General features: G+C 50.8%; 9 protein-coding genes. All 9 read right to left on the reverse strand.

Annotated elements, in window-relative coordinates; genetic code table 11:
- Positions 1 to 8 precede the first annotated feature (8 nt).
- The 9 genes from G441_RS0111900 to G441_RS0111940 all read right to left on the reverse strand — a co-directional run bounded on the left by G441_RS0111900 (position 9) and on the right by G441_RS0111940 (position 12,505).
- Positions 9 to 2,072, reverse strand: coding sequence for a hydantoinase/oxoprolinase family protein (locus tag G441_RS0111900; protein WP_026376556.1), 2,064 nt, complete (start codon positions 2,070 to 2,072; stop codon positions 9 to 11).
- The gene (locus G441_RS0111905) at positions 2,069 to 3,007 is read right to left on the reverse strand and encodes a hydroxymethylglutaryl-CoA lyase (RefSeq protein WP_026376557.1); all 939 of its coding nucleotides are present in this window, start codon (positions 3,005 to 3,007) and stop codon (positions 2,069 to 2,071) included. Before G441_RS0111905 ends, G441_RS0111900 begins: the two co-directional genes overlap by 4 nt.
- Positions 3,004 to 4,203, reverse strand: coding sequence for a CaiB/BaiF CoA transferase family protein (locus G441_RS0111910; protein WP_026376558.1), 1,200 nt, complete (start codon positions 4,201 to 4,203; stop codon positions 3,004 to 3,006). Before G441_RS0111910 ends, G441_RS0111905 begins: the two co-directional genes overlap by 4 nt.
- A 71-nt stretch (positions 4,204 to 4,274) precedes the next feature.
- Entirely contained in the window at positions 4,275 to 6,857 is a 2,583-nt protein-coding gene (locus G441_RS0111915) for a TonB-dependent receptor (protein WP_051275570.1), read from the reverse strand.
- A 13-nt stretch (positions 6,858 to 6,870) separates the two neighbouring features.
- On the reverse strand, positions 6,871 to 8,763 hold the full coding sequence (locus G441_RS0111920) for a sigma 54-interacting transcriptional regulator (protein ID WP_084407360.1): 1,893 nt from the start codon (positions 8,761 to 8,763) through the stop codon (positions 6,871 to 6,873).
- 197 nt (positions 8,764 to 8,960) lie between these two features.
- Positions 8,961 to 9,362: a VOC family protein gene (locus G441_RS18595; RefSeq protein ID WP_034475031.1), complete on the reverse strand. Its 402-nt coding sequence runs from the start codon at positions 9,360 to 9,362 to the stop codon at positions 8,961 to 8,963.
- 69 nt (positions 9,363 to 9,431) lie between these two features.
- Positions 9,432 to 10,583 (reverse strand): heme biosynthesis HemY N-terminal domain-containing protein, encoded by a 1,152-nt coding sequence (locus G441_RS0111930; RefSeq protein ID WP_026376561.1) that lies wholly within the window; start codon positions 10,581 to 10,583, stop codon positions 9,432 to 9,434.
- Positions 10,580 to 11,797 carry a uroporphyrinogen-III C-methyltransferase gene (locus G441_RS0111935; RefSeq protein WP_026376562.1) on the reverse strand — a complete coding sequence of 406 codons (1,218 nt, stop codon included), beginning with the start codon at positions 11,795 to 11,797 and terminating at the stop codon, positions 10,580 to 10,582. The genes G441_RS0111930 and G441_RS0111935 overlap by 4 nt, the downstream gene beginning before the upstream one ends.
- Positions 11,798 to 12,505 carry a uroporphyrinogen-III synthase gene (locus tag G441_RS0111940; protein WP_026376563.1) on the reverse strand — a complete coding sequence of 236 codons (708 nt, stop codon included), beginning with the start codon at positions 12,503 to 12,505 and terminating at the stop codon, positions 11,798 to 11,800. It abuts the gene before it with no gap.

The following is a 12,505-nucleotide window of genomic DNA, read 5'->3' on the forward strand; positions in this document are numbered from 1 at the left end:
ATGCTCTCCTACTGCGCCGCCGGGTTAATCAACAGGTTACCTACACTATCGACCGTTGCTTCATAGCCAGGTAATACAACGGTTGTCGAGTCCATCTCAGATACAATTGCAGGACCGGGCACTACCAGCTTGTCATGCAATTTATTGCGGTCATAAATGATGGCATCGTGATAGCAGCCTTCATAATAGAACTGCGTGTCGTGGATCTTGCACTCATCCAGTGAGTGGCTTCGTTGTTCAACACCGGTCACTTCAAGTTCGCCTGCCTGGGCGAGCGCTACAGCACGGATCATGACAATCTCATGTCCTTCCTCAAGTGCAAAAGTGAACAATTGGGTGTGCTCTTCGTCGAACTGCTTCACCAGCAGGTCAAGTCCCTGTTCCTGTAGTTCCTGTTCAGTGAACTCGATAGATAGCTGGAACGCCTGTCCGGTATAACGCACGTCAGCCTGGTAGGTCACCGACTGCATATCCTTACTGATACCGTCGGCATTCAATGTGGCTGTGGCCTTCTCCTTAAGCTCGGTAAGTGCCTGGCTGAGTTCTTCCTTACTGGTGTTTTTAACCAGTTTCACATACGACAACGAGGCCTCGTCACGCACCAATGTCGTTGCGTCACCATAGGCACACAATACGCCCGGACCAGGTGGAATGATCGTAGGCCATGACTGAGTGAGTATACCCAGCGCATTGGCATGCAGTGGGCCGGCACCGCCGAAACCAACCAGCGCGAACTGACGAGGGTCAAAACCCTGTTCGACTGACACCAGACGCAGGGCTCCAAACATGGCTTCATTAACGATTTTGATAATGCCCTCGGCGGCTTCTTCTACGCTGAGACCCATTGCATCGGCAACTTTCTTGACGGCTTTTACGGCGGCGTCTTTATTGATGGCCATGGCGCCACCGAGCTGCACGTCTGATGGCAGGTAACCGAGTACAACATTGGCATCACATACAGTAGGCTCTTCACCGCCTTTCATGTATGCGGCCGGGCCGGGCACTGCGCCCGCCGACTCAGGGCCAACTCTGAGCGCTTTGGTCAGTTCCGGTACAAAAGCCAGCGAACCGCCGCCAGCGCCAACTGTACGAACGTCTACGGACGGCGCGCGAACCGTAACATCCCCAACCCGAGTTTCCCGTCTAACCCGAGGTTTACCGTTCTGAATAAGCGCGACATCCGTCGACGTACCACCCATATCAAAGGTAAGAATATTGTCAAAACCGGCGCGCGAACAGAAGTGAACTGCACCGGTTACACCGCCAGCAGGTCCCGACATTAACAGGTTCACCGGATTGTCAGCGGCGGAGCGCGCAGAGGCCAGGCCACCATCAGAGCGAAGAATAGAAAGATGTAGATTGTCGCCCATCTTCTCTTCGAGCGCGGCATTCAGGTTATTGACGTAGCGAGCCACTTCAGGACGCACATAGCTGTTGATGACTGTAGTCTCTGTGCGCTCATATTCCTGCATCTCAGGCACCACTTCGCTCGAAATGGAAATCGGCATATCGGTAAAGATTTCCTGTGCGATCTGCTTTGCACGTACCTCATGTTCACCATTAAGGTAAGCATTGATAAAGCAGATAGTCAGCGCTTCCACTTCGCCTTTGGCGTGCAGCGCTTTAAGGTCGTCTCGTAGTTTGTCTTCGTCCAGCGCTTTAACAGGTTGACCTTTGGCATCCATTCTTTCGTCTGCCTCAATAGTCAGCTCCAGCGGCGCTAGCAGCGGCTTTTTCACATAGCTGACCCAACCACCTAAACCACCGGGGCAGAAAGAGCGGGCAACCTGCAGCACCTGTTGATATCCGGCGGTGGTCACCAGACCGACTTTTGCCCCTTTGCCAGTCAATACTGCATTGGTGGCCACCGTGGTGCCGTGCATCACCCTGTTGATGTGCGCGGCGTCTACGCCGGATTCTTCGCATATTCTGGCGATACCATTTAACACGCCAACAGATGAGTCGCCCGGTGTTGAGGGCACTTTAGCGGTAAAGGTTTCGCCAGTTTGTTCGTTGATAAGAAGCAGGTCGGTAAATGTGCCGCCTACGTCCACGCCTAATCGGTAACTCATGGTTTGCTCCCCTGAGACGTCGAATGATTATTATGTTGGAATTTTCTATCTAGCCACGCTCGCGCATTGCCGCCGCGGGCGCTACCGGTGAGTTGAATTGCCAGGTCTGACGCACGTAGCAGGGCAGGCATATCGATGCCAGTGTGAAAGCCCATTTGTTCAGCCAGCATAACCACATCTTCAGTGGCAACATTGCCACTGGCACCGGGTGCAAAAGGACAGCCCCCTAAGCCGGCAATTGATGCGTCAAAGCGGCGAATGCCGGCTTCGATAGCGGCGTATACGTCGGCCAGACCCATTGCACGGGTATCATGGAAATGACACGAGAGTTTATCTGTACTGTGCTGACTCACCAGCTCGCTCATCAGTGCAGATACCTGTTTGGGGTTTGCCGCACCAATAGTATCCGCCACCACAATTGCATTGGCCCCCATGTCAAACAGGGTGTTGCACATGTCAATGGTTTGCTGTGCGGCGATGATCCCTTCAAAGGGACATTCAAACGCCGTGGCAACGTAGACCTGCACAGTTGCGGCTGTGTCCTGTGACATTGCAATAACTGTTCTACACACATCCAATGCCTGTGCATTTGTCATGCGAATGTTCTTTTCGTTCATGGTATTGGACGTGGCCACGACCAGTGACAGAGTAGGCACACCAGCGGCCACACCCAGTTCAAAGCCTTTTGCATTTGGGATGAGTGCAGAGAAGTCGGTGTCGGAGTTGTTTACATTGGCAAAAAGTTCTGCGGCGCCCGCCATCGCAGGAACCGCCTTAGGAGAAACGAATGCACCGACTTCAATGGCGGGTACTCCTGCTTCGATAAGCGCCTGTATCAACTGAGTCCGTTCATCAACGGTCAGAATTTTCGGCTGGTTTTGCAGACCATCTCGTGGGCCAACATCATTGATGATAATGGTGTCAGGGTGTGTCATCGGATCACACCCTGCTGACGAAGCTGTTCTATTTGCTCGCGGCTGTAACCCAAGGTGCCATGCAGCACTTTTTCCGTGTGTTGGCCGAGTAAAGGTGCGGCGGTAAAGCTCTCTTCATTAGAGCGAGAGAACTTAATCGGGTTACCCGGTCCTTTGGTCTTGCTGCCGTCAGGATGGTGCAAATCCACCACCATATTACGATGCAGAACCTGTTCATCAGACAGAGCCTGTGAAAATTTGTTGACCGGTGCACAGGGAATACGCTTTGCTTCAAGCTGCGCTATCCAGTATGCCGATGTGTTGGTGGACAGGATTTCGTTAAGTTTGGCGTTGATAAAATCGCGGTCTTCCCAGCGACCTGGTTGGCCATCATACTTTTCTTTTTCAAACTCAGGCTCGTTGACTACCTGCTTGAGGTTTTGCCAGAAATTATCCGTGATGACCGCAATAACAATAAACCCGTCAGACGTTTTGAAGGTGTTATAGGGCACATGCACAAAGTGTGAGTTGCCAATAGGGAAAGGGTCCTGACCGCTCAGGAAATACATGGTGGCCATGTAGTTAAGTAATGAAATTTGACAGTCGAGCATGGACACGTCCACATCCTGTCCTTGACCACTTTTTTCACGTTCCAGAAGGGCGGCCTGTATGCCCATCACGGCGAACATCCCTCCACCTAAATCCCCTATGGGAATGCCTGCCCGAACCGGGTGTTCGGGATCCGTACCGGTGATAGACATCCCACCGCCGGTGGCCTGTGCAACCTGATCAAAGGCAGGACGCTTGAAATTGGGACCATCATTGCCAAACCCTGTGATTGAGCAGGTAATGATTCTGGGATTTACTGCTTTTAAATGTTCGTAATCGATTTTCAGGCGAGCCGGGACGCCAGCACCGAAGTTGTTAACGACAACATCAGCCTGTTTCACCAGGTCATAGAAAACCTCAAGGCCATGTTCGCTCTTGAGATCAATACAGATGCTCTCTTTATTACGGTTTAAGGTAATAAAGTAGGCGCCAAACCCATTTAGGGAATTAGCCGGGTCTGTTGCCAGCAGCTTGCGGGTACCTTCACCCTGCAGAGGCTCAACCTTAATTGTTTCCGCACCCAAATCTGCCAGAATCATGCCGCAATACGGTCCTGACAACATATGGGTCAAATCAATCACGCGGATACCAGCCAGAGGCTTGTTCATCAGACGTTTACTCCGCTAATGACGGGAGCCACACGGCTCCCGTTACAACTTAAATGTCAATTGCTTACGCGTTAGAAGCGATAGGTGAAGTCAATGCCATAGGCATCTCGGGCTGATGGATGAATGAACGAACCACCAAACTCCGGTGCCGGTATGACTTCCTGCAGGTATTCTTCATCAAAGATATTGCGGCCCCACAATGACAACGCCCAGTCCTCTGCATCAAAGGTGACGCGAAGGTTAACCGTGTTATACGCGTCACGGCTGGCGCGGCTGAAGTCCTGAGGGTGTGGACCGGGTGGAACGCCACCACCCAGGGTGCCGAAGAAGTCCCAGATAGTCGGTGTTTGCTCGCCTTGTAAGGTATGGAAGAAGGTTTCACCCACGTGTTGCCAGTCAAGACGACTGGTCATGATCACATCTTCGGTTAGCGAATAGTTCCACATTACACCCAGTGTAAAGGTTTCATCCGGTGCCTGAGGTGCACTGTTACCAACGGTGAGCGGACGATTGCGGTTTTCCTTAATTTCGCTGTCGAGCAGGCCAATGCCACCAACGAGCTTGACGTCGTCAGTCACGTCGGCGCTGAAATCAACTTCCAGCCCGCGAATATCCAACTCGTCAATGGTGGTCACTGCACGGAGTAAGCCGAACGGGCCAGCAAAGAATTCGAAGAACTGATTGTCTTCAACCTCGGTCTGGAATACGGCAGCATTGATTCGCAGGCGGTTGTCCATGAACTTGCCTTTGGCGCCAAGCTCAAGGTTGGTGGTGACTTCTTTCTCGTACTCATCAGGCACGATTAGCTGGGCATTAACCGCATCGCCAGGCGTGCCAGCACCGGTACGATTGAACCAGAAGTTCAGCGTCGCCTCGGTACCGATGGAGTTAAAGCCGCCGCTTCTGAAACCGACGCCGTAGCTGGCATAGTAGTTAATATCATGCTCTGACGCGTAGCTCAGGGTCACTTTGGGCTGGAACTGTGTGAATGAACGAGAACGATCAGGAATGCCATTTGGCGTGACATTAAACGCCGGATTGATTGGGCCTACAACGCCGTTAACGTATGTATTTACGTTCAACCCTGAAGCCGTAACATTGGGTACGTTATTACTGACTTCACGGTCTTCATAGTCATAACGCAGTGCAATCGATAGCTCCCACTGGTCAGTCAGGTCATACTCAATCTGCCCAAATGCAGAAAGTACTGACGTATCAAAGGTATCATTGAATAGCAGGTCAGTAGGATTCGGACCGGTTGGGGACACATAGGGCTGACGCAGAAAACCCTGACCCGTATCAGCGCCATAGGCAACCACTACGTCACGTTCGATTTCTGCAAAGTATACACCGGCGATCCAGCGTAAAGGATCGTCAGTGTTATCTGAGGTGAAGCGCAATTCACCACTGAAGTCAGACTGACTGCGCTCCTGATACTGATAGCCATCACACGAGGTTGGTGTGTAGGGACCATAGACACCCTGAAAGTCTATGCCCGGCGGAAAGATGCCAAACGGGTTAAAGAATTCGCCATACAGGTCAGTACGGCCAGCCCCGCCCAGTGCGGTGGGGAAGTTATTTAATGTCGCGCGATCGCTTTGGCACTGTGGCGTAATTTCATATCCATAAAATGATGCACTAGTGCCATCGGACAGAAGATACTCATCCAAATCATTGTAGGCCAGAATGGCTGTGACATCCACGCCTTCGAGGTCCCAGTCTGCTTTAACAGAAAGCTCGGTGGTTTCCTGCTCATTCTCGCCTGGTACGTTAAACGCAAAGATGAAATCATGGTCGTTTACGTCCAGAAAATAATTAGGCTGACCGAACAAATTCGCGAATGACGGCAGCGCAAATACGGCATTAAAGTTGATGGCTCCGCCAGACACGTCACTCACCCCGGCGCGGAAGTCGACGGTGAGTTCTTCATTTACATCCCACATTAAACGTCCTTTGAGTGTGGTGTCTTCAAGATAATCGACCACATCGTCCTGTCCAGTGAATACGTTTCCATAGAAGCCATCGGTGGTCTTATAGCTGGCTGTCAGGCGACCGCGCACGTTGTCTGAAAACGCGCCACTTACCACACCATTGGCGCGCATCTGACCCACATTACCTACGCCGACGGTTACGTTGCCTTCCAACTCGTCAGACGGACGTTTAGTGGTGACCAGAATAGCGCCGGACACTGCGTTACGCCCATATAATGCGCCCTGAGGTCCTTTAAGTACTTCTATTTGGGCAACGTCGAGCAATTCCTCATTGAAGCCGTTGGGGTTGGTGATAAGTACACCATCTACGACATAGGCAAAGGTGGATTCAGCGTCGCGGGTGGACACGATACCGCGAATGCTTACCTGGGTATCACCCACGTTTGCAGCATCCACAATACTGACGTTAGGGATCAGGCTTATAAAGTCAGAGGGACGCTCAACACCGGCCGACTGGATGTCGCTTTCACCCAATGCTGTGACCGCAATAGGCACTTCCTGCAGACTTTCAGGACGTTTACGGGAGATACTGATTATTTCTATATTTTCATCTAACTCAGCAGACGCCTCCTGCGCCATTACAAGGTTGCTGAGTGTCATGCCTGACGTTGCCATTGCCATAGCCATGCAGGCGGCCAGTTTGTTGTGTGCGAATCTCTTCATTGGTGTTTCCCAGTCAGTGATTTATTCTTTTGAGCCTTCGCCACAATGTGGTCTGACTCATACCCAGATAGTCGGCGACTTTGCGTTTATCACCGTCAAACTTAGCCATCGCATCCGCGACCAGCTCTAACTCTTTTTGTTGGATTAACCCGTCCGATTTATCAGTAACGGCTTGTGCAAACAGTTCAGGCGCAACCTGCTGAAGTAAGGCCGGCAGGTCAGCAAGGCGGTTAATTGACACCATGCTGGCGACCAGACGTTCCAGAATATTTTCAAGCTCACGCACGTTACCCGGCCAGGAATAATGATTGAGGACCTTCTCAATCGGCCGGTAGACTTCGAGAGGGTCGAACACCAGTCGATAGTCATTTAAAAATTTGCCCAGTTTGTTCAGCGCGATACTCTGGATATCGTCTGGACGCATGCGGAGAGGCGGTACGTTGATGTTGAATACATTGAGGCGATAGTACAGGTCTTTTCGGAATGCGCCGCTTTCCACTAAATCCGCCAACGGCTTGTTTGATGCGGCCACCAGTTTCAGATTGACCGGCTTTTCTTCGCTTGCGCCCAATGGTCGTAATGTACGCTCCTGCAGGAAGCGCAGCAGCTTGGCCTGTTGATCAAGAGCCAGTTCGCTGATTTCATCCAAAAACAACACGCCGTTTTCAGCTTCCTGCACCAAGCCTTTTTTGCCACCCCGTCTCGAACCCGTAAAGGCACCATCCAGATAGCCAAACAGTTCACCCTCGAACAAATCGGTGGGGATAGCACTGCAATTCAGGGCCACAAAGCGCCCATGTTGAAAGGGCCCGTCGCGATGGATGGCGCGGGCAATGAGTTCTTTGCCTGTGCCAGATTCGCCGGTAATCAGAATGTTGCTGGGCGATGCAGAAAATGCGCTGACCTGATTGAGTAGCTTTTCAATGGCCTTAGAGCGATAAGCCAATGTATGGGTAGGCGGTCTATTAACAGGAGCAGGTTGAATATCTGGTTTCTTGTTGTAGAGCTGATACACGTAATGTGTGTTGCCATCCTGCTCGAGCGTATCCAGATGGAACCACCATTCTTTTCCATTTATCTGGCATTCCCCATCTGTGATCCGATGATCTGTGCGAGGATGCACCAGCTGTTCGAGGTCCATCTGATAGTCTTTACCCAGATTTAATTCTGTTTCTGCCGCGGCGTTGAATAGCACCTGATTGGTGCGCGCATTGATCATCAGAATAGGTGTTTTCGATTGATTCAGTAGCCAGTTATTTAATGCATGGCCAATGATGTTTTCTCGATGTGTGCGGGCCCTGGATATGGCCTCTTCTAACGTCTTGCGGCATGAGTCCGCGGAGTAATATATAAAAGATTTAATGTTGGCCTGATTGGCCATGCCACAGACCAGGCTAGCACCCACGACAGCGTCATCGACAGTAGGTCTGGCCAGGTCGAACAACTCTCTTGCCTCTTTGGGCGTGGTATATTGTTCTGCACGAATACTGATATTCAGACTCTTTTCAAGCATGCCAATCAGCTCTTTGCTACGTTGCATACTGATCAAGAGTATGGAACTCGAGACTTTTGCCGCACGGTTGACGGCGCGTATGATATCGGTGTCGCTCACTTCTAGCGACAGCACCGGTAAACTGAGTGCAGATTTGAGGTACGCGGCGTTAGAGCCGGCGCTGACGATAGCGTCAGGTTGATAATCAGCAATGTGGCTCTGGATTTCAGAAATACTGCCGACTATCGCATCGACAATGCGAAACTGAGCGCGCTCAGTAAATTCCGGGATCACGGTGCCCATCAGTTGACTGAATTCCTGATAACCAAATATCAACACTTTCAGCGGCTGCGGAGTGCTGGAAGACAGTAAGGACTTTGTAATGGCATTTGCCGCGCCCGTGCTTACATTCATGCGTGTACCTATATTGAGTGAACTCGGAATTGCACAGGCCGTGCCAAGTGTATGAATTTACGGCAACAAGGCCTGTACACACCGTGTTTTTGCAGTTGTCGCGAAGGGTTACTGATTAACCATAGCCGAAAATATCGCAGTGTGCGTTTCAGAATGAAAAAATAATTTCAATATGAAATTATTTTGTGAATAAATCGTTACTGCTGGCACAGTTGTAAAATCGGTCCCAGTGCGGCGTCAGTGTCGATGTCCCACACCTGCCAGTTCCGTATGCCCTGTCGAGGTGTCGTTGATGCCATGTGAATGCCCTGCTGTGCAAGACTGCGAGCAGCCTGATCAAGATCGGACACGCCCAAAGACAATAAAAAAAGACCTTCTCCCCGCTGACGTAGAATATCAGCTACCGGTCCACTATCTGACTGCGGCGATACCAGTACCAAATGCGTGTCGGTCAGGGTAAACGTTGCTGTATCGACACCTCTTTCAGGCAATGCCTCAAAGCGCGGGGATTGGCCAAGAATGTTAGCCAGTATGTTGGCACTTGCTGATAATTGCTTGACCAGAAAATTGATGTGATGGATGTGAGTTGGATGATTCATAGTGCACTCGAAAGGGTGGTAAAACCCAATCGAATGCAATAATAGTGCTCAGATGAACACTACTAAAACTTAGATGGTTTGCTTATACAGCGACAGTGCCTGATGTTCATCTTGCTGAGACTCACGAATTGCCGCGAGTAATAAAATGTCTTGCCGGCGATTACCTAGTTTCACTGCTTTACCAAGTGCCTGTTCTGCAAGGCGTAACTCATTTGCATTGTAGGCAACCTGCCCAAGTACTGATAACAGATCAATATTATCCGGATCGACTTTGAGCCAGCCTTCCAGACTCTTCAGTGCTTTGGTTGGATTGGGTAATTTCAGCTGTCTGAATTGCTCCACCAATACAGGGTGTGGTTTATTTTTTTGGTATTCCACTAATGCATTTTCAGCATCTGTATGCATGCCCTGATCAAGCAACTGTTGGATGTAGGCAGCCTGCTGTGCGGGGTCTTTGCGGGTTGCGCGAGGTAATGCCTGCCAGCGCTGCTTGAGAGAGTTTGCGCCTTCTTTGCTGGCAATTTCAGAAAATGTGCCGACTGACGCCTGCTGCATCCAGTATTCATAGTCGTTACCAAGATACTTTTTCCAGCTCTTTAGATTGGATTGCAACTCCTGCCAATGTCCGCCCTCGGCCATGGCCTGTGCACGCAGATTAAGGACGTGACCTTGACGCTGTTGTTTCTCATCAATTTTGTCCAGCTCATCCAGAGCAGCCTGACTATCATGACGTTGTAATGCCAGACGGGCAAGCGTCAGGCGGGCAGCAGTATTGGCGCCCGGGTAGGCACATGCTTCTTGTAAGCATGCCGTCGCTGTCTTATGTTCGCCTTTGCGACGATAAAGGTCAGCAAGTGCAAGCAAATTGATTCCGGCGAAATCGCGATCGCGGGTTTTTTCCAGTGCTAATAACGCACCGTCAGGATTATTCTCAGCCATTGCCTGCAGTCCTGTATAAAACGCGTTGCGCTGCTTTCGTTCCGTCCACGCGCCGAACCACTGGGTTGAACCACTTAGCCATCGGTACAGCTTCTTGATGAGCCATTCAACAAACAAAAAACCAATGACCGAGAAAAACACCAGCAGGCCAAGCGATACCACCGTCATTTCGATAGTCAGTGTATCCATGGCAATGAGTACATAACCTTTCTGTCCAACCAGCAACGGGCCAGCGACCAGACCTACGACTAAAAGCAATAACAGCAGCAACAGCCGAATCATAATGACTGTGCTCCCTGACCGAATGCGCCTTGCATGCGTTGCTCAAGCACATCGCGCAGTGCTGGCTGAGATTTGAACTGTTGGGGGTATGTCTTGCTGATATTGGTCTGTTTAAGGTTCTGTAGTGCCGCAACGAACTGGTCAACGTTGGCTGCCTGTATATCAAAGTGCTCAACGATCACTGCCAGCGATTGCTGCAAGGCTTGCTGATAAACGGCCTCCTGACCCTTTAACACGGCAGTTTGTGCCTGACTCAGGGCATGTTTCAACTGTTCTTTTACCAGCCACTGTTGCTGCTCTGCCATGAAGGGCTGCACCGGCGCATCGCGCTGCGTCACCTTAACAAAGTCATCCACAATGGAATGCCAGACTTTACGCAGATTTTCGCGCCAGTCTGATACAGAATCAGAAACCTCTGTGTCCTGTTGCGTCTCAACTGACTCAGGGAGTTTAATGGTGTCCAACGGCAGGTTGGCTACCTGTGGGATAAGCCCAGAGATAGACAACGCAATCGAGGATAAGGAAACCGGATTAATCTGCTGTAGTGATTGAATATCTTCTGCGATAAGTGCACGCACCGGCAGCAGGCTCGGATCGGCAAGGTCTGCCAGGCGACTGTCTGCACTTTGCAATAACAGCACCGACGTACGGATATCCTGCTCAAGCCACAGCTTGCGACCAGCCATGCGTAATAGATAGTCCGCTTCGGCCAGCAGCCAATCGGCCGGGCGTCGCCCTGATAATTCATTGAGACGCTGGCGCAGAGACTCCGCCAGCGTTTCATTGCGTTTGGCATCGTCGAGCATACTGGCAATGGTGTTTTGCAGGGCGCCTTGCTGCTCACTCATACGGTCCAGCTGAGTTTTACTTTGCGTGATATGGCTTTGCAGACGCTGTTGTTGGGTGTCGATTTGCTGTTGATAGGTGGATTCGTTATTTTGCCACTGCAGGTAAAACCATACTGCAGCGCCGGCGACCGCGAGTAACAGCAGTAGTTGAAAAATGCTGAAAATCCAAAGGCCGGTAGTGCGTACCGGCTTGCTTGGCTGTTCAGCCTTTTTAGGCTCAGCGGTTGTGGATAGCCGGGGTGCTGTTGTTGTGTCGGATGCGGCCTTATCACCTTTCTTTAGATCGGCCTTTTGATTCAGCTCCTGCTCAAGGTCAGCCAATTTTTTTTGCTCATCCTGGTTGGACATGTCGTCCTGCGATTTCATTTAAGACTCCCCTACACGTTTAGCACAGCGAATAAGCGCGTCGTCTGAGGCACCATCGCTGATGGTAATACGCTCTACACCAAGTGTAGCTGCTATTTCAGCCGTACGTTGACTGACAACGATCCATTTACACGTAACTAACCAATCTCTGTTGTACTGGGCAAATGCTTGTCTGATTTGTTCGCCGCTGGTGGCAATAATGCAATGTATTCGTTCACGCTGCCAGTGTTGCGTGTTAATCGGCTCAGCTAACGTCCGTCGAAAATACACATCCACTTCCGACACATTTGCTCGCCGTTGTCGCAGCTGGTGAGATATCTCATCTCTGCCTCCCTCACCTTTGACGATCAACACTCGTTTGCTATCCACATGTGCAAGCTGTGCCAATGCTAATAATCCCTCGCTGGTTTCCAGAGCAGGTGAGTCAACATGGTATCCAGCTTGTCGTAGCTTGTTTGCGCTACTCTTGCCTACAGTCAACATGACTGCTTCATCAATTCGGTGCGTTTGGCAAAGCACTTGCGCCGCTACGGTACTGGTAATAATGATGATATCCGGCCTGTTCTGAAGCTGTTCCACAAGACGCTCGGCTGCGTCCGGCATAACGATGGTTTCAGTCAGTGCGACCGACACGGCATCCATGCCAGCTTGTGAGAATGCTTTTTGAGAATGATTAATCTTATTTTTTGGCCTAAAAATCAGAAACAT

The sequence above is a fragment of the Aestuariibacter salexigens DSM 15300 genome, from assembly GCF_000429145.1.
Lineage (GTDB): Bacteria > Pseudomonadota > Gammaproteobacteria > Enterobacterales > Alteromonadaceae > Aestuariibacter > Aestuariibacter salexigens.